14 protein-coding genes and 2 pseudogenes are annotated in these 18,891 nt (G+C 52.9%); 10 read left to right on the forward strand and 6 right to left on the reverse strand.

Features of this window, described 5'->3' with window-relative positions:
* Positions 1 to 463 precede the first annotated feature (463 nt).
* The 8 genes from AC2FID_RS00235 (at position 464) to AC2FID_RS00270 (ending at position 7,198) form a co-directional block, all read left to right on the forward strand.
* On the forward strand, positions 464 to 1,882 hold the full coding sequence (locus AC2FID_RS00235) for a circularly permuted type 2 ATP-grasp protein (RefSeq protein WP_496700114.1): 1,419 nt from the start codon (positions 464 to 466) through the stop codon (positions 1,880 to 1,882).
* A gap of 2 nt (positions 1,883 to 1,884) precedes the next feature.
* On the forward strand, positions 1,885 to 2,826 hold the full coding sequence (locus tag AC2FID_RS00240; protein WP_496834784.1) for an alpha-E domain-containing protein: 942 nt from the start codon (positions 1,885 to 1,887) through the stop codon (positions 2,824 to 2,826).
* A 3-nt stretch (positions 2,827 to 2,829) separates the two neighbouring features.
* Positions 2,830 to 3,627 carry a transglutaminase family protein gene (locus AC2FID_RS00245; protein WP_282121409.1) on the forward strand — a complete coding sequence of 266 codons (798 nt, stop codon included), beginning with the start codon at positions 2,830 to 2,832 and terminating at the stop codon, positions 3,625 to 3,627.
* 11 nt (positions 3,628 to 3,638) lie between these two features.
* Positions 3,639 to 4,370 (forward strand): proteasome-type protease, encoded by a 732-nt coding sequence (locus tag AC2FID_RS00250; protein WP_496834785.1) that lies wholly within the window; start codon positions 3,639 to 3,641, stop codon positions 4,368 to 4,370.
* 447 nt (positions 4,371 to 4,817) lie between these two features.
* Positions 4,818 to 5,339: a ricin-type beta-trefoil lectin domain protein gene (locus AC2FID_RS00255; RefSeq protein ID WP_496834856.1), complete on the forward strand. Its 522-nt coding sequence runs from the start codon at positions 4,818 to 4,820 to the stop codon at positions 5,337 to 5,339.
* Positions 5,336 to 6,013 carry a PEBP family protein gene (locus AC2FID_RS00260; protein WP_496834858.1) on the forward strand — a complete coding sequence of 226 codons (678 nt, stop codon included), beginning with the start codon at positions 5,336 to 5,338 and terminating at the stop codon, positions 6,011 to 6,013. Before AC2FID_RS00255 ends, AC2FID_RS00260 begins: the two co-directional genes overlap by 4 nt.
* 36 nt (positions 6,014 to 6,049) lie before the next feature.
* Entirely contained in the window at positions 6,050 to 6,556 is a 507-nt protein-coding gene (locus AC2FID_RS00265) for a ricin-type beta-trefoil lectin domain protein (protein WP_496834860.1), read from the forward strand.
* Between the two features lie 486 nt (positions 6,557 to 7,042).
* Positions 7,043 to 7,198, forward strand: coding sequence for a hypothetical protein (locus AC2FID_RS00270; protein ID WP_282151865.1), 156 nt, complete (start codon positions 7,043 to 7,045; stop codon positions 7,196 to 7,198).
* A 97-nt stretch (positions 7,199 to 7,295) separates the two neighbouring features.
* Here the strand turns inward: AC2FID_RS00270 and AC2FID_RS00275 are convergent, their stop codons facing one another.
* Positions 7,296 to 7,715 (reverse strand): hypothetical protein, encoded by a 420-nt coding sequence (locus AC2FID_RS00275; protein ID WP_496834861.1) that lies wholly within the window; start codon positions 7,713 to 7,715, stop codon positions 7,296 to 7,298.
* A gap of 276 nt (positions 7,716 to 7,991) precedes the next feature.
* On the opposite strand from AC2FID_RS00275, the pseudogene AC2FID_RS00280 reads away from it, so the two are divergent.
* A pseudogene (locus tag AC2FID_RS00280) lies at positions 7,992 to 8,207 on the forward strand (protease HtpX); the annotation flags it as partial.
* 123 nt (positions 8,208 to 8,330) lie between these two features.
* Here AC2FID_RS00280 and AC2FID_RS00285 read toward each other — a convergent pair.
* From AC2FID_RS00285 to AC2FID_RS00300, 4 genes are all read right to left on the reverse strand, one after another.
* Positions 8,331 to 9,356, reverse strand: a complete 1,026-nt coding sequence (locus AC2FID_RS00285; protein WP_496834862.1) for an adenylate/guanylate cyclase domain-containing protein — start codon at positions 9,354 to 9,356, stop codon at positions 8,331 to 8,333.
* Entirely contained in the window at positions 9,349 to 9,690 is a 342-nt protein-coding gene (locus tag AC2FID_RS00290; RefSeq protein WP_496834864.1) for an Hpt domain-containing protein, read from the reverse strand. The genes AC2FID_RS00285 and AC2FID_RS00290 overlap by 8 nt, the downstream gene beginning before the upstream one ends.
* 3 nt (positions 9,691 to 9,693) lie before the next feature.
* On the reverse strand, positions 9,694 to 17,085 hold the full coding sequence (locus tag AC2FID_RS00295; protein ID WP_496834865.1) for a GAF domain-containing protein: 7,392 nt from the start codon (positions 17,083 to 17,085) through the stop codon (positions 9,694 to 9,696).
* A gap of 197 nt (positions 17,086 to 17,282) precedes the next feature.
* Positions 17,283 to 17,609: a hypothetical protein gene (locus tag AC2FID_RS00300; protein ID WP_496834867.1), complete on the reverse strand. Its 327-nt coding sequence runs from the start codon at positions 17,607 to 17,609 to the stop codon at positions 17,283 to 17,285.
* Here AC2FID_RS00300 and AC2FID_RS00305 point away from each other — a divergent pair.
* Positions 17,548 to 18,180: pseudogene (locus AC2FID_RS00305) on the forward strand (IS6 family transposase); the annotation flags it as partial. The gene AC2FID_RS00300 and the pseudogene AC2FID_RS00305 sit on opposite strands and share 62 nt — an antisense overlap.
* A 469-nt stretch (positions 18,181 to 18,649) precedes the next feature.
* Here the strand turns inward: AC2FID_RS00305 and AC2FID_RS00310 are convergent.
* Positions 18,650 to 18,877, reverse strand: a complete 228-nt coding sequence (locus tag AC2FID_RS00310) for a hypothetical protein (protein WP_496834869.1) — start codon at positions 18,875 to 18,877, stop codon at positions 18,650 to 18,652.
* Positions 18,878 to 18,891: the final 14 nt, after the last annotated feature.

An 18,891-nucleotide genomic window follows, 5' to 3' on the forward strand; every position in this document is an offset into this window, starting at 1 on the left:
GGCAATTGCACCAAGAGAAACAAATGCGAGGCGGACCTAGTTGTTCGGGTAGCCTGCACCTAATGAGTTTGAGGTGCTGTTCCGGCGACTCCAAGAAACCTTGAAAAAATTCATTCGTGCATTTTCGGCAGCCCAGATGTTCGCCTTGGGCAAGAGTTGCAAGAGTCAATAACTTGGCTTCGGGCAAATACAGACGGCAGCTTTGTCCGCAGAGTGGTCGTTCGGATGTACTGCAGCGAAGGTCCGCATCGAGCCCAAAGCGGACGTTCCATTGCAGCAAAAAGCCATGTAATGCTCAGTGCATCTCAATGAATGTGACATCAACTGAAAACACGAATAGCACCGCGTTGTTTAGACCATCACAATCGTCAATAAGCCTGAAAATTAGACGCTCCTTCCCTAGGCAGCATCCAACCAAGCCTGAATGACTTGAAAAATCTGATCTATGCGTAAAACTAAGAGCATGAGTGAGTATTTTGATGAAATGTTCAACGGCGATGGATCACTTAGAGGTCCATACGAAGAGATCGGTCGCTGGTTCAATGCGGAAGACGCATCACGACTGAGGGCGAAACAGCGCGAAGCCGAAGAAGTGTTTAGGCTGACGGGCATCACTTTTAACGTATACGGCAAAGCCGAGGCCGAGGAACGTCTGATACCGTTTGATATCGTACCACGAGTTATTTCAGCGCGGGAATGGCAGCGGCTGGAACGCGGTATCGAACAGCGGGTGCGGGCAATCAACGCATTCCTACATGACATTTACCACCGTCAAGAAATTGTCCGGGCCGGGCGCGTGCCGGCAGAGATGATTGCCGGAAACGAGGCCTTCCTGCCGCAGATGCTTGGTGTCTCACCGCCCGGTCAGGTCTATACGCACATAGTCGGGGTCGATCTGGTGCGAACCGGACCAGACGAGTTTTTCGTTCTGGAGGACAACGCCCGTACACCATCCGGGGTCAGCTATATGTTGGAGAACCGGGAAACGATGCTAAAGATGTTCCCCGAGCTCTTCAGCGCGACGAATGTTCGTAATGTTTCAGACTACCCCCGCAATCTGAGACGATCTCTTGCTGCCTGCGCGCCGACTTGCGCCGACGGGGAGCCAACCGTCGCGGTGTTAACCCCAGGCATCTATAATTCGGCCTATTACGAACATGCGTTCCTCGCAGATCAGATGGCTGTGGAATTGGTCGAAGGCCACGACCTACGCGTTGTTGATGGGCGGGTCTGCATGCGTACCACCAGAGGTTACAAGCCCATCGACGTACTTTACCGCCGCGTAGATGACGACTTTCTGGATCCCCTGAATTTCAACGCCGATAGCGCCTTGGGCGTACCTGGTATCCTGGACGTTTACCGTGCAGGAGGTATCACAATCGCCAACGCACCGGGGACCGGTATTGCTGACGATAAGGCGATCTATTCCTACATGCCTGAAATCGTTGAATTCTACACGGGTGAGAAACCCTTGCTGCAAAACGTCCCGACCTGGCGCTGCAGTGATCCCGAGTCTCTCTCCTACGTGCTGGACAACCTGTCCGAGCTTGTTGTGAAAGAAGTACACGGGTCTGGCGGTTATGGAATGTTGATCGGACCGACCGCCAGCAAGAAAGAGATTGCGGCGTTCCGCTACAAGCTCAAATCGCGGCCCGGGAACTACATTGCTCAGCCGACGCTGTCGCTTTCGACGGTTCCGATCTTTGCGCGCTCGGGACTTGCGCCCAGACATGTTGACCTAAGGCCGTTCGTTTTGGTGTCACCCGAAGGGATCAAGATCACACCCGGCGGTTTGACCCGCGTGGCGCTTAAGAAGGGATCTCTAGTCGTAAACTCAAGCCAGGGTGGCGGGACCAAAGACACCTGGGTTCTGGAGGACTGACCATGCTGGGAAAAACTGCAGGTGGGTTGTTTTGGATGTCCCGATACCTTGAGAGGGCGGAAAACACGGCCAGGCTGCTTGAAACAGGTCAGCGGATGGCGTTGACCCGTACCAAGAACTCCGCCGAGGAATGGGGCTCTGTTCTGAAAACGGCCGGCGTTCTGGATGCGTACTACGCCAAATACGATGATGTTTCAAAAGACAACGCGGTAGATTGGGTGCTGCGCGATGCTGATAATCCATCCTCGATCAAGTCAGTCATCAAACAGGCACGAGACAACGCGCGCCTTGTTCGAACCGCGTTGACCCATGACGTCTGGGGTGCAGTAAACTCCACTTGGATGCAGATCGATGAGATCATGAAGCGCCGTGTGAATGAGCGTGATTTGCCTGCGACGCTGGAACTTATTCGCCAACAGGCGGCTTTGGTTCGTGGTGCCACATTGGGAACCATGCTGCGCAATGACATCTTCGACTTCACCCGTATTGGTACGTTTGTCGAGCGGGCCGACAATACCGGGCGAATTCTGGACGTTAAGTACTATGTTCTTTTGCCCACGGCCTTTTCAGTGGGCTCATCACTGGACAATATTCAATGGGAAAGCATCCTCCGCTCTGTTGGTGCGGGTGGCGGGTATCGAATGACTCATGGAGAGAAAACGCGGCCGTCTGATATTGCCCAGTTTCTGATCTTGGATCAGCGCATGCCTCGCAGCCTGCACTTTTGCTGCAGAAAAATTCAGGAGAACCTGTCATACCTGCAGAAAGACTATGGCTTTGCCGGGCCTTCGTGCGAGGCGTCTAAAGTTCTCTACGAGAAATACCTGGATCAGCAAATCTCCGATATTTTCGAGCTCGGACTGCATGAGTACATTCAGGATTTTCTGACAGATCTCGGCAACTTAAGCCGTCAGATAGAAATCGATTACCGGTTCTATGAGTAGCAAATGAAACTGCACATTCGACACGAGACACGATACGATTTCGACGCGCCGGTTCCCTTCGGGCTGCAGCAGCTGAGGAAAACGCCAAAGTCATTTCGCAATCAGAGCATTTTAAGTTGGAGAACCAAGATCTCCGGCGGGCGCAAAGAGCTTACATTTGAAGACTACCACCGCAATACGGTGGAGTTGATCAGTTTCGAGCTAAATACCCGAAGCATCTCGTTGATCTCCGAAGGCGTTGTTGAGGTGGAAAACACACATGGCGTACTGGGGCGTCATGAAGGGTCGACACCATTGTGGCTATTCAAAAGAAGCACACCTCAGACAATGCCGGGGAAAGGGGTCGCCGATGTGGTAGGCGCGTTGCCAACAGGCAAACCACTTGAGCAGATGCATGCCCTGTCTGAAAGAATTCGAACACAGGTCGCGTACGAGGTTGGAAGTTCGCACCCGGGTTGGAGCGCAGAAGACGCTCTCAGAGCAGGTTGTGGCGTGTGTCAGGACCACGCGCATATTTTCATTACCTGCGCGCGGCAGATCGGAGTGCCGGCACGCTATGTATCCGGTTACCTTATGATGAACGAAACGGAACTACAGGACGCGACCCATGCCTGGGCCGAAGTGCATTTGGATGGTTTGGGGTGGGTCGGGTTTGACGTTTCAAACGGTATTTCACCTGACGATCGATATGTACGTGTCGCGACCGGTCTGGACTATTCCCAATCTGCACCAGTAATAGGGAACAGAATAGGGACAGCGGGCGAGCAATTGACAGTGCAGTTGCAGGTCGCACAGCAGTAACGGAGAATCTGATGACCTATGCTGTGGGCATGCGGCTGAACCGCGGACTGGTTTTCATGTCCGATACACGCACAAATGCAGGCGTGGACAATGTTTCGACCTTCAACAAAATGTTCAATTGGACAGTCGAAGGCGATCGGTCGATCACAATCTTAGCAGCTGGAAACCTGGCGACGACCCAGGCCACGATAAGCCTTCTGGAAGAGCGTACGAAAGCGCCCGCAGATCGTTCGCCATCGATTTTAGAAGCGCCGACCATGTTTCAAGTTGCGCAATTGGTCGCAGCTACACTGAATGACGTCATCGAGGAGCATGCCCGGTCCGGTCAGCAAGCCGACAGTGCCTTTCACGCGACACTCATTTTAGGTGGGCAGATAAGGGGCGGCCCGTCACGCCTGTTTCTAATTTACCCCGAAGGCAACTTTATCGAGGCTGGCGACGACACCCCGTTCTTTCAGATTGGAGAGACAAAATATGGTCGCCCAATTCTGGTACGCGCCTATGATCCGGAAATGAGTTTTCCGGAAACCGTAAAACTCCTGCTTGTAAGTTTCGACTCCACAATTAAGGCCAACCTATCTGTCGGCGCTCCGCTTGACCTGCTTCTGTACGATGAAGACAGCTTTGAAAGTGGTACACGGTCCAGATTTGAAACCGACGACCAATACTTTCGTATTATTTCCGAAGGGTGGGGCGACGCATTGAAATCTGCCTTGTCCAAACTTCCGGAATACAACTCTTAGGGAAAACTAAACGGTTGAATGCCGGTTTTGTCCGCGGTGTGGCCGTTCGGATGTACTGCAGCGAAGGACCGCATCGAGTCCAAAGCGACCAGCGCGGCGACATACATAAATGTATGTTTCCATCTCCAAGAATAATTGCGACGGAAATTAACTAATCAGCCGTTGTACCAATTCGGACAACGGAGAAAAAATGCCGGACTGCGCACGAATACTACCTTTCATCGCATTGGTTGTCTTTTCTGGGATGAGTTTGCTCGCCATGGAAGCATTAGAGACGCTTGCCGTCGCGGGGTACACCCCGTTAGAACGCCTGTCACCGACGGCGAACCCAATTGCGTGGGGCGATGCCACGCTACAGGCAACGCGACCTTTGAGTTGAAAACCTTGGAGTGAAGAGCGTGACCCTCACGACCAGATCGCACCGAATATAGAAACGGAACACTGCTCATGAAACCTGATATCCTGTTCAATTCCATTGTGGCATTTGCCTTCATTGCCGCGCCTGCGCTTGCCGATTCACCGAGGCTTCCAACGCCTGCCCCCGTCATCTACTTGGCCGACAACCTTGACGAACAAGACGATCTCGGTTGGTGCATTGACACGCTTGGCAGAGGATTTGCCGAGCGACTGCAAGCCCATTCCTGCAAACCGGAAGGCGGCGACGTGCAGTTTTCGTTCGATGCCAAAACAGGAAATATTCAATCGGTCGCATTCTCGGACTATTGCATGTCTCATCAACCCAATGAGGAAAGCACGTTCGCCCTCGTCTCCTGCGATACTGCAGCAACTGACCAGCAGTTCGTATACGACCCAGAGAGTAGGGCCATTCGTACATCAGACGACGAAACCACTTGTGTTTCCGCTGGCCAACACAGCCAATCTGCCGGACCGTACATGTCACGGGCACTCGTTTTAACTGACTGCGTGACAACTCCTGAAGCGCTCAAGGAATGGGTGATTCTAGAATGAGACGCGCTAACGACTTCACAAAAGGACGTTTACTGAAACCAACAATTTACCTAATCGCGCTATTCTTTGTGACGCCCGCGGCCCTACAGGCCGAGACCTTCTCTGCGGATGTTTGGGCCGACAATTGGTTCGAACTGCGCGTAAATGGCACCCAAGTTGCTGAAGACAGCGTGCCGATCACGACGGAACGCTCGTTCAATGCAGAGAGCTTTGATTTCACGGCTGAGCGCCCCTTTGTGCTGGGTCTTGTGGCCAAGGACTTTAAAGAGGATGACACGGGACTGGAGTATATCGGCACCCGTCGTCAGCAAATGGGCGATGGTGGCGTGATCTTGCAAATCAGGGATGCCTCTGGCGCGACAGTGGTAGTAAGCAATGCTGACTGGCAATGCCATGTGATCCACGCCGCACCGCTAGATAAAACTTGCGAAAACGAAAACGATCCCGTGGCAGGCACTGCCCCGTGTGGATTTGATGCCAGTGAAGAGCCCTCGGGTTGGGATGGTGCTGACTTCGACGCATCGTCTTGGGCAAACGCAAGCGTTTTTATTGAGGCTGAAGTCGACCCAAAATTCGGGTATGATGAAATCTCTTGGGATGGGTCCGCCGAATTGATCTGGGGCCCGGAATTGGAACAGAGCAACACCGTTTTGTGCCGTTTGACCGTCAACTAACACCCAAGGACAACCAAATTGTTAAAATCAACCTTCTTGACCATTGCTGTTTTAAGCACCGGGATGGCCCATGCGGAAAACGTCGAAATTTATGTCGTTGATATGCTCGACAACATTCAGAACGGTTATTGTATCGACATAGCAAAAGGTAAAGGCGCTTCTGCCAATCCCGAAGATGGGCTCCAAGCGCACACCTGCTACAGCCCGCTCGGTGAAGTGCTGGTCGATCAGGCGTTTGATTCAGAGCAATTCGCGGACGGTGTCCTCTTTATGCCTGAGTTTGACGTCTGCATGCAGGTTATCTCGACCGAGGCCGATGCGTCCGCCGAATTGGCAGCCTGTGATGGCTCCACAGCCCAAAGTTGGATTTTTGACGGCGAAGGCACCATAACCCCTGCGGCTGCCCCAGAAATGTGTCTAACCCTGACGGGTGAGACCAGAACCGGTCGCAGCGAGGAAAACCAGATGATGGCAATGACGCTTCAGGCGTGCTCTGAAGAACGAGCGGCGTATCAGACTTGGTCTAATCGCACTGCGGACTGAAAGGGGCCAAAGAGGCACCCAAGTTGTGCTTCTGGGGCCGACAAGCGCGTCTGTGCAGATTTCTGTAAGTATCGTCAGAGTTCGTGTTTTTGAAAAGCCGATATTAGATTGAGCGCCCAGAATTGGCGCTTTGTCCGCAATGCGGCCTCTCTGGAAAATTTAGCAAAAGACCGCATTGAGCCCAAACTCTCGAATGCTGCGCAAAAGAACGTCGGTACGAATTAGGCAGAGGCCAGCTGTTGACCTCTGCCTTATGGGGTCATTTGCTGAAAAACTCTGCCACAGCATCAGTCGACGCTTTCACTGCCTCAGGCTTGTAGTAGAAGTCCACATGAGAGAATTCGTAAAACGCCAATTCTTCATGTTCGTTCGTCAGCTTGGCAACAAACTGGGTTGAGCAAGGCCCGATAGGTGTCTGGACACTCGGAGATCGACTTCCAGGTGAACGCCATGACTACTCGCCGAAGGTCTCTGTTGGTAACCGCAATGGCTGATCCGCACACTGCGCGGGGACAAACGGTGGCGCTGATTGATGCGGTAAGTAATCTTCCGCAGTTGCACTCTCTACAAATTCAACACGGAGACGAGGTCATTTTGCTCAAGCCCAACATGGCGCTGGCTTTGATAGGTTGGCCAATCTGAAGTTTTGTTCGAAAAGCATTGTGGCTCTGTTGCTATGGACGGCAATAGATCAGCAGGAAATCCCACCCGTAGTCGAAATTCCTTGTTGGGAACTCATTTAGTTGAGAAAATCTTCACCGAATTTACTTGCCACGTCGACCACACGGTTATCGTCAGTTTGAATGGAGTTCGCGGGATTGCCTCCTCCAAGTTCAGCCTTAGGGGAGGTCATCCAAAAAGCTCGTTGCCAGGGCGTCAAATCGGCCGGCAGCGCCTTTAACACAGTTTCCATCAAGGGAAGCGGAGTTCCGTCTTCTGCGAACTGAAAAGATGGGTACGCGTTGATGCCTTCATATGGGACAGAAAAAACCTTTCCGGTCCTCTTCCAGATCTCACCTATTCGCGTGATTTGCCAGGAACCTTTCTTCCACTGCGCATGAACAGATCTATTGTCCAGCAACGGATATTTCCGGGCAAACTCATCTTTGCGGATGTCATCGACCGCGCAAAACGGTTCTTCGAACTTGGTAAAATACATCTTCTAACCAACAACACTTGTTGAAACACACAAGTCCATACTGTCAGAAACCCAACTTCTTGAAAGTAAGATTGTTCACACATTGCAGCACGATCTTTAGTGAGGGTTAAGGTTCATATTGTTGAATATAAATGATTTATTTAAAATTCAGTTCGAGGGAAAATCACCATTTGCTCAGCGTAGTAGCCCCCATTGCCGCAGATCGGGGCGACAATCATTGCAACATGAACGTATTGATCACACATCATGTATGAGCCGCGTAGAGGTCTGCATCGAATGGGTTATACGAAGACTGCATTATTGATGGCCGCAATGACGGCCTTGTTCATGGGATTGGGATACCTTCTGGCCGGAGCGGGCGGCATGCTGTTCGCATTGGTGCTGGCAGCAGGCATGAACCTGTTTACCTGGTGGAACTCAGACAAAATGGTCCTTCGCATGCACAACGCAAGGCCAGTTTCATCTGGTGACCATACGGGGTTGTCCCAAATGGTCGGCGTAAAAAATTCAAACCGTTTTCGCGAATCCAAATTGAGTGGCTGCGACGGCGGGGAGGTTAATAGTAAACGATCTTTCAGGAAATGATATCTGAGAAACGATACTCGTGTCGGAAGATCACAAAGCGTGAATGTCGAATGGATCGGAGAAGCCCTTGATCTGGGTCCCGCCAAATGTCTCCTGAATATCAACTCCGTCGAGCAGATCCAGGGTCTCTTGATCGACCAAAATCCGGCTTCCGGTGTTCTGGGTTTCCGCTTCCAATCGGGCTGCGAGATTTACCGCGGATCCGATACAGGTATAGGTCGCCCGGTTGTCAGTGCCGGAATAGCCCGCGACGACTTCGCCTGTGGCGATACCGATCCCGATCCTTAGACTCCGTTCTCCATCCGCGAGCCGGTCGTGATTCAGCATCTCTATCATGCTCTGCATTTCATGCCCCGCAGCTACAGCACTTTGCGCAGTGTTGTTCAGAGGTTGTGGAACACCGAAGAGAGCCATCAACCCGTCACCCAGCATCAGGCTGACAATGCCGCCATTGCTGGTCACCGCCTCGAACATCAACGTGTAAAAGGTGTTGAGTAGATCAATTGTTGCCTCGGGCGCTAGGCTTTCTGAAAGGGCTGTGAAACCGCGAATGTCGCAAAAAAGAACCGATGCGTTTGCACGTTTGCCGCCGATGGCAAACCCAGACTCTTGTAGGTCTTGCGCAACCTCGGTGGTTGCGAAGCGTTCGAGAAGGCGTCTTTGTTCGTCCCGCAGTCGCTTTTTTTCAAGGCAGCTGGAGACGCGGGCGCTGAGAAGCGTCTTGTTCACCGGCTTAGGCAAGTAGTCTTCTGCGCCTAACTCGATGCAGCGCACAATATTGTCGAGCCCTTCGACAGAGGAGGTCACAATTACCGGTAATTCGCGCAGGTCGGGGTCCGCATTGATTGCCTCCAGAACCTGAAACCCGTCCATTTCCGGCATTTCGATATCGAGTAGAAGCAGGTCATAGGACTGACTCGACAACATCTCCATCGCGACGAGGCCGTTTTCCGCGACAGAGGCTTTGTGCCCCAACAATTCAACATTGCGAGACAGGAGTAGCCGATTGACTTTGTTGTCATCAACGATGAGGAGATGGCCGGGTGTATCAGTCATTGTTCAGGGTCCGCAGGGCCGCAGCAGCTTTGGCGAAAGCGGCCTCCAGATCTTTCGCATCTGTAAGGTCGCCAGTCGCTGGTATGTCCCCGAGCTCGATTTTTCTGGCCAACTCGGCCAGTGCAGTCGCACCAAAGGTGTTTGCATTCGACTTAATGGAATGAGCCGCGCGGCGATATCCATCAGCGTCAGACGCGTCGGCAGCCGCTTTCAATTCGGCGATCATGCCAGGGGCTTCGTCGAGGAAGGTGTTCACAAGCTCGGCGGCAAATTCGTCGCCTGTCGCGTCCTTGAGTTCAGCGAAGATATCAAGATCAATTGGACCGTTTGTCATGGATTACTTGCTTTTCCTAGGAACATTCAAAAGGGCTTCGATAAGAATAGGCAGGCGGATCGGTTTGGCGATGTAGTCGTCCATCCCGGCATCTAAACACATCTCGCGGTCGCCTTGCATGGCGTTAGCGGTCATGGCGACTATACGCGGTCGGTCTTCTCCGGGAAAATCTTGGTTTATGCAGCGTGAGGCTTCGAGCCCATCCATTTCGGGCATCTGCACGTCCATCAATACGACATCGTATGCTTGCCGGTTCACGCTTTCGACCGCCTCAGCGCCGTTGCTGGCCAGATCAGCGCGATAGCCCATCTGTTCAAGCAGGCGAAGCGCAAGTTTCTGGTTCACCAAATTATCCTCAGCCAACAGAATACGCAGAGGGTGGCGTTTTGCCATCTCTGGATCGGTCTGGGGTTTGTCTACGGGCTTGGCCGGCTTCACTGGGGTATCTTCGGTTGAAAACAACGTGACCAGAGTGTCAAAGAGATGCGACTGACGCAGCGGCTTGGTGAGGTTGGCAGCAAAGAGGCCGTCTTCGAGGTCAATGTCGCGCGGACCAAGAGAACTAAAGAGGATCAGCGGCAAGTCCGGATGCTTGGCCCGAATTTTCCGGGCAAGTTCCTCACCATCCATTTCTGGCATGTGCATGTCGAGAATTGCCAGATCGAACTTTTGAGCCTTCTCGAGTGTGGCCAGCGCATCGGACGGGGTTTCGCAGGTAGTGGTTTTAGTGCCCCATTTCTCGGTCTGGAGCGACAAGATTTTACGGTTGGTGGCGTTGTCATCCACCATAAGGATGCGTTTGCCTTCAAGCTCGGACTGAACGCCCACCAGATCGCGCGACGATGATTTGACCGGTTTGGAGGGTTTGGCCCGGATCGTAAACATAAAGGTCGAACCGTGCCCCACGCCGTCACTTCGTGCCCACATGGTGCCGCCCATGAGTTCTGCAAGACGTTTGGAAATCGCCAGACCAAGACCGGTGCCGCCATATTTACGAGTTGTTGAGCTGTCTGCCTGACTGAAGGACTGGAACAGACGGCTCATACCTTTTTCGCTCAGGCCAATACCAGTGTCGCGGACTGTGAAAGTCAGCTCAAGCGATCCGCGTTTCTTGGTGGTTTGTTCAACAGATAAAACCACTTCCCCGCTTTCGGTAAACTTCACGGCGTTGGAAAGCAGATTCAGCAGGATCTGCCGCAACCGGGTCAGGTCAGCACTGATCGCAATGGGCAGAGCGTCGTCAAATTCATAGGCCAGATCAAGCTTCTTTTCGGCGGCCTTGCCGCTGATCAGATCTAGCGCGCTTTCAATACATTCACGCAAATCGAACGGATGGTTCTCGATGTCCATCTGCCCGGCTTCGATTTTTGAGAAATCGAGGATTTCGTTGATTATGCCCAGTAGTGCGTCGCCACTGTCCCGGATCGTGTTGGCATAATCGCTTTGCTCGGCATCTAACTTGGTATCAATCAGGAGCCCACTCATCCCGATAACGGCATTCATCGGTGTGCGGATTTCGTGGGACATGGTGGCGAGGAAGGCACTTTTGGCCTCGTTGGCAGACTCGGCCGCTTCACGTGCCTCTTGAGCCTCTTGGAATAGGCGCACGTTCTCGATGGCAATAACAGACTGATCTGCAAAAGACTCAGCCATTGCAATATCGTCGTTCGAGAACGGTGTTTTTGATTTCCTGATGAAATAGAGCCCGCCCAAACACTTGTCTCCGCGCATTAACGGTATGCCAAGGAAAGCTTCAAATCCGTTTTCTTCGTGAAGCTTCTTTGCCAAGCGCGGCAAGCCCTGCGACGTCAAATCGTGGACATGCATGGTTTTCCCGGACAGTAACACGGACGACAGAAAATTATCCTTCGGGTCCAACGGGTGTTGGGTTCGTCCGAAATCACGTAAAAGGCCTTTTGGCGTCGCCAAAGCCACTTGCCACCAGGAACTGTCATCTGACAAAGCGGCGCCTGCCATGTCGCATGAAACAAGCCGTGTCGCGGAATTTACAATCGCCTCAAAAACAGGTGTGGTATCTGAAGGCGATTGGCTGATCACCCGCAGTACATCAGCACTGGCAGTCTGTCGCGCTAAGGAAGCCTGAGTTTCATTGAACAGACGCACGTTTTCCAGCGCGATGATAGCCTGATCCGCGAAAGATTCGGCAATGGCTACTTCGTCATCACTGAAAGCCTTCGACGTTTTCCGAATAAAGACGAGAGTGCCGAAACAGTCTTTCCCTCGCATCAAGGGTACCATCAAGAACGACTTGAATCCTTGTCGCTCAACGATTTCCGTGTCCCGCGGAGATAGTTCATCAAAGCGCGATTCATCCAATTGCAGCGTCTTGCCGCTCTGGATGACGCGGGATGGCAGGTTGTCGTCGGGATCAATTGGCAGGCGCTCAGTCCAAGTGATTTCCTCTAAACCATCCGGAGTTGCGGCCGCCACTTGCCAGTATTCAGTTTTGTTAGCCTGCATGGCAATCGACAAGTCGCAATCGATGAGAGCTGTAGCCAGTCCGACAATCTTCTCAAAAACCGGTTTGGTATCTGTCGGGGATTCCGAGATCACTCTGAGAACATCCGCACTTGCCGTTTGGCGAGAGAGTGCGACTTGCGTATCGTTGAACAATTTAGAGTTTTGAATCGCTATGATCGCCTGCGAGGCAAAAGTCTCCATCTGCTTGATTTGCTTGTCCTCAAAGGCGGCTTTATTTCGGCTGCCCATACTGATGACACCAATCGTGTCACCGTCGCGTATCAAAGGTACAGAGAGAACCGACCTGTATCCTTGCAAGTTGGACCTAAGGACCGGATCATAGTTAGGGTCCGCTTGAGTATCCTCAACGTAGTCGGCGCGCCCATATAAAAGCGCCCGGGCGGTCGCCGACGTTTCCCCTGGCTCAAATGGATGCGACTCGAGGAATTTGGCAAAACTCTCTGTGAGATTGTGCCCGGCAAAGAAATGGAATTTTCCGTCCTCGGGTTTCTTTAGCGCCACGAAAGCATCTTGTAGGCGGCAGATGCGCGACGAAACGGCCACCAACGCTTCCAAAACCGGCTCTAAAGCGTCAGGGGAACGGGAAATCACCTCGAGCACTTCGGATGTCGCCTTCTGATACCCCAATGCCTCTTCAACTTCTGCAGTGCGGGCCTGCACTTCTTTGAACAGTCGCGTATTGTTGATGGCGATCACGGCCTGGGACGCGAAGGTTTCGAGTAGGCTGACTTGTTTGTCGCTAAACGCAGCTGCCTGCCGATGCGCCATAACAATAACGCCAACGGTTACGCCATTGCTGACCAAAGGGACACCAAGAGTGGTAAGATAGTCCCCGATCTCAGCCGCTTTTTTCCATGTGTAAGTCGGATCCCTACGGGTGTCTTTTATATAAACCGTCTTGCCGTGCAGAGCCGTGCGCCCGATGCAAGAACCTTCCTCTGGCGCGATAGGGTTATCGGACAGGAATTTGAGAAAAGCATCACTTACATTGTGGGACATGGCCACGCGGTATAGGCCATCGTCAGCATCCTTCATTGCAAAGAACGCGTATTCCGGTGAACAGATACGCGACGAGACCTCCAGGATGGCGTCCAATACCGGTGGAAGATCGTTCGGTGAGCGCGAGATGACGTCGAGCACTTCAGACGTCGCCGTCTGATACTTCAACGCCTCCTCGACTTCAGCAGTGCGTTCCTGAGTTTCCCGGAATAGCCGTGCGTTCTCGATGGCGATACTGGCTTGATTGGCAAAACCCTGAACGAGCTCGACGCTGTTTTGTTGCGGCGGTCCGGCCTCGGCCCAACCGACAATTATGACGCCCCAAATCCGCGCCTCAGCCCGGATCGGTACGGCCATCAAGCGCCGATACCCAGCCTTTCGGGCAAGCTCTGGACTGAAATACTCGGGTCCCCGCGCATCTGCTAGATGCTGAACTTCGCCGCTTTCCACGACCAATGGAGCCAGATGACCCTTTGAAGCTTCCAAGGGATAATCCGAAGTCAGTGCCTTCAAAGTAGCCTGCGGAAACCCGTATTGTGCGCAGAAATGATAGAGATTGCCGTCAAAGCGCTCGAGGACGCAGAACTGCGCTCCACAAAGCTCAGCGGATTTTTGCACGACAAGGTCAAACACAGGCTGGATGTCGGACGATGCTTCGTTGATGAGGTGCAAGATTTCAGCACTGGCACGTTCGCGCACCAATGCCTCTTCGACCTCGGCCGTGCGCGCCCGAACTTGCTCAAAAAGCCGAGTGTTATTGATAGCAATCAACGCTTGGGAGGCGAACGTTTCCAAGAGCGCGATCTGTTTTGAATTGAATGGTGCAACTTTGTCGTGGCAGAGCACGACCACACCGACCACAACCTTATCCTTGACCAATGGGACACCCAGAAGCGAGCGATACTTGCCAATACGTGCGGCTTCCTTCCAGGCGTATTCGTTAGCTTCAGTGTCCTGGTAGTAGACTGTTTCTCCTCGTGCAGCTGTTTGGCCAATGCCGCTCCCATGACCTGCCGGCACTGGGTGTGCCTTCATGAACTTCATGAAATCACTGTCAAAGTCGAGCATGATGTTAGTATGGTAAAGGTTGTCTTGGGGATTCAGAATCGAGATTGCCGCATATTTTGGCTCGCAAATCCGGCTGGCGACTCTCAGTATCTCCGTCAGCACCGGCTCCAGCTCATTCGGAGATCGCGAAATCACCGACAATACGTCTGACGTGGCGGTCTGATACTCCAGCGCCTGCGTGACTTCTTCTGTCCGCTCCTCCAACTCGTGGAAAAGGTTTGCGTTGGTAATCGCGATAACCGCCTGATCCGCAAAAGTTTCCAGCAGTTTGATCTGTTTGGCGGAAAAACCCGAGACCATTGGCGCCCCAAGAGAGATAACGCCTACGACTTCGCCGTTTTTGACAAGCGGAAGTCCAAGCAATGATTTGTAATCACCCACGCCGCTTTCTTCCAACCAGGTGTAGGTGTCATCCGCTTCGACATCTTCGACATAGCTTGTGCGTTTCGACAAGATTGCACGCCCGCTTACACCGTTCTCCGCTGGCGAAATCGGGTGAGCTTTGACGTACTCTGCAAAGGCCGTGTCTTGTGTGAGCGTCGAGTGCACATGAAAAAGCCCATCGTCCGGGTCGAGCATTGCGACATAGGCATCCTGCAATTCGCAGATGCGCGACGCTTCTTTAAGAATGGCGTCCAGAACAGGCGACAGTTGATTGGGAGACGCTGAGATCACACGCAGCACTTCGGATGTTGAAGTCTGATACTCCAAGGCTTGCGTGACTTCCGCGGTACGGTCCTGCACCTCTCGGAACTGGCGTACGTTATCCATTGCGATCACGGCTTGGGCCGCAAAGGTTTGGACCAGAGCGACATCATCATCCGAAAATGGCGAAACTTCACGGCGATAGAGAACGATCACCCCAAGACCCGTGTCGTCTTTCATCAACGGCACCGCAAGGACCGAGCGAGCCCCTTCGACTTCAACCATCTGAACCCGTTTTGGATCGCGATCCTGATAATAAAGCGGATCATCTGCAATATCGTCTTGCCGGATGACCTGGCCATCGAACATAGGGCGGATTGCAACGAGTTCCGTGCGGGTCAAGGGCTCCACGAACCCCTTCAGGGCCTCATCAAAATCCGTTCGCGCACCGATATTGGCCGGAATTGTTGCAAGGCCACGTTCGTGATCGGCGACACACAGAAAGGCCAGTGGGGCTTTGCACAAACGGCTGGCATTTTTGAGTATGCTATTGAAGACAGGGCTATCGTCATCGCGACTGCGGCTGATGACTTCGAGGATTTCGCGCGACGCTTCTTCCCGTTCAAGTCGTTCCTGAACTTCACGAAACTGGCGCGTATTTTCGATGGCAATGACTGCATGTTTGGCGAATTCTTCGATCAACTGCACGTCAGGGTCAGCAAATGGCCGCACCTCACGGCGGCTGACCGCGATGGCACCGATAGCCTGATCTCCTTGCATCAGGGGGACTGTAACGCGTGACCGAATGCCTTCTATCTCAACCATCATGGCAGCTGTAGGATGGCCCGAGCGATAAAAATCCGTGTCGGTCAAATCATCGATGCGACCAACCTTACCTGTTCGTATCGCAGTGGCTATGGGAATCGATTCATCCAACTGCCACTCGTCTCCAACATCAAATTCGGTTCTCTGATGCCCCCAATTCGCCGCCAACCGCCCGTGGGTCCCTGCAGCGTTGATCAAAATAAGTACCGCCTGATCTGCATCACATACCCTGGTGGCCTGCTGAAGCACTGAATCAAAGACGCGCGCATCGTCATCACGGCTTTGGCTAATGACCGTTAGAATTTTCTGTGTTGCCGCCTGACGCTCCAACTGCGTGTGCAGTTCATTCAATTGTCGCGTGTTGTCCAAGGCGATCACGGCCTGGGCGGCAAAGCCCTCAACCAGAGAAATCTCGTCTTCTGTAAAGGCCCGAACCTCACGTCGGTAAATCCCGATAACGCCCGCGGGCGTGCCATCTGCCGACATTAATGGGACCGTCAGAAATGACCGGACACCTTCTTCGTCTACAAGTTGACGGCGCCATGGGTCGCCCTTGATATACTGGTCAGTCAGGCGCAAATCGACATTGTGAACAACGCGCGCCCCGCGCACGGACTCCGCAATCTGGAGATGTGAGTCCAGTGACCAACGATCTACGCCAACCTCGTAGGTCGCCAACTGATCACCAAAATGGGCCGCATATTCAAGGTGGGTTCCTGCCTCATTCAAAAGGCTCAATGTGGCGACATCTGTTTCGCAAAGCCGAGCGGTGTTTTCCAGGATCGTCTGGAACACCGGCGTCTCATCTTCTCGTGATTGGCTAATTGTCTCAAGAACTTCACGCGAGGCGCCTTCGCGTGCCAGGCGGATTTGCAATTCGCGGAATTGGCGAACGTTCTCAATGGCGATTACCGCTTGGGCGGCAAAGGTTTCGACGAGCTTAACCTGATCGTCGGTATAGGGCCGCACCTCGTCTCGCGCCAACATCAAGCATCCGATTGCACCGCCGTCCACCTTTAGAGGAACAAACAGATTGCTGCGGCACCCATGCTTGTCGACAATCAACTTGAACCGTTTATCGCCGGATTTGTGGAAATCAGTGTCTCCCATATCCACAACGCGTTTGGTCTCGCCGCTGAGGATTGTTTCAGTCACCAGAGAATTGCCCGGCTCCATCGTGTATTTACCGTCGCGCCAGAGCTGCTGAATGTCAGGGTGCAGGTTAACACTGGCCACGAGCCGCTGAAGAGCGTCGCCTTCCTGTCCAAGAACCAAGCCAGCAAAAACAGCGTCGCAAAGGTCTTTGGCAAGCGCGACAATCAGATCGCAAACCGGCTGTACGTCGTCCTTGGTCACAGAGATCGCCTGCATCACGCGAGCGGTGGCTTCAAACCGCGCCTGTTGATCAGCTGCGCTTAACTCCGAACTTGGCGCAGATGATGGCGCAGGACTTATAGGGGTCCCTGATGCCTTTTTGTCGCCCAACTGCGCCCAAACTCCCACGTCAATTCTGACTAACAACTGCCCGGAGTTTAGAGAGCATGTAATAGAAGTCACTGGAATTCTTTACGGATGATGCCCCTTGCATTCATGCACATGCGAGCACGGCCCACTAAGCTCGGATCATCCAGCAGGTCAGCGCGATGAATCAACAGTATAGTGTCAAGGCGCTGAAGGGCCTTATAGGCCTTACTGCTCTGGCCCTCCATACGCGCTTCGAAATCCTCAGGATGTTCGACCTCTGAGGTCTCCACCGAAGGTTTAGTCAGCAGAACTTGTGTTGAAGCGGGCAGGGTGCCCTCGTAGCCTTCGCGCAAGATTAAGCAATCGCTATTCAAGTACTTCAAAACCAGTCCAGAGGTCATTCGTCTGGCGGTCATGCTGTACGTTCATTTCCCACTTTAGAGACGTGGAAGACCTATTGCATGAGCGTGGTATTGAGGTGAGCAACGAAACCATCCGCTATTTGTGAAACAGGATTGGCCCGATGTTTGCTGCTGAGATCAGACGGAAGCGTGTCTAGCAACTGCGCGCGTTCTCCCAATAGAAGTGGCACGTGGAAGAGGTTTTTGTGAAGGTGAATGGCAAGCGGCATTGTCTTTGGCGGGCTGTTGATCACGAAGGCGAGGTACTGGAAGCGATTGTCACCAAACGTCGAAACAAGCATGCGGCATTGAAATTCCTCAAGAAATTTATGAAGCGACACGGTAAAGCGGAAAACGTCGTCACGGATCGCTTCGCATCGTATCGGGCCGCTCTCAGAGAGCTTGGTGCAACCGAAAGACAGCAGACGAGCAGGTGGCTCAACGACCGCGTTGAGATCTCCCACCTGCATTCCGACGAAGAGAACGCGCCATTCAACGTTTCAGGCGCATGCGAAGTTTGCAGAAATTCGCCTCCGTCCATTCCTCTGTCTACAACCAATTCAACCAGGAGAGATCTCTAACTAGCTGAGACACTTTCAAACTGACACGCTCCGGCGCTCTTTCCGAGTGGCACGATCTTTGTGCCAAATAAAGGTCAGCTATGCTGGACTAGCTGAGACTGGTTCGAATTTGTCTAACAGCACCGCCATAAATATATGGCAAATCCGACCACCCTTTGACCACGCTAGAAACCGTCGATTTTGCGGTTTCCCAGAAAGTTTCTCACGTTCATGTTCAGTTCTTGTTCTGGTCCCGCTTAACCGGGCCTGCTTCGCGAGTCGCTTTTGACTGGCACTCTTCGAGTATTTTTGGACCATGGCCAGCCTTTTGTGACCTGTGATGGCCGAAATTTGGTGGTCAGTTCATCCCGCCTCTGCCAGTTCGCTTGCTGCGCTATATCGCAAGCCGTGAAGGCTGTAAGCGTCGAGGCCCAGCTTTTTGCGTTGCACGATCGTGGCCTTCTGAATTTGGTCGTAGTTCAGTTTACGACCATGTTAGTCGCAAAGGATGTAACGCAGGCTATTGGTCCGCAAAGTCCCGGAGTGTGAGAGTTCAGCCAGCGCAATGCTTTGCCAGTACAGCGAATGGCCGGTTTGTAGAAGTTTCACTGTGGCGTATGACGTCAACGTCAACGGCCAGAATGGGCCGGTATTCATCCAAGTGAAATGCGCCTGACCTCCGAATGTTGTACCGCCCACAAACGCCTGGGCCAGTTCAGTCATCCATCGGTGCTTGA

The sequence above is a fragment of the Ruegeria sp. CDSC068 genome, from assembly GCF_059610545.1.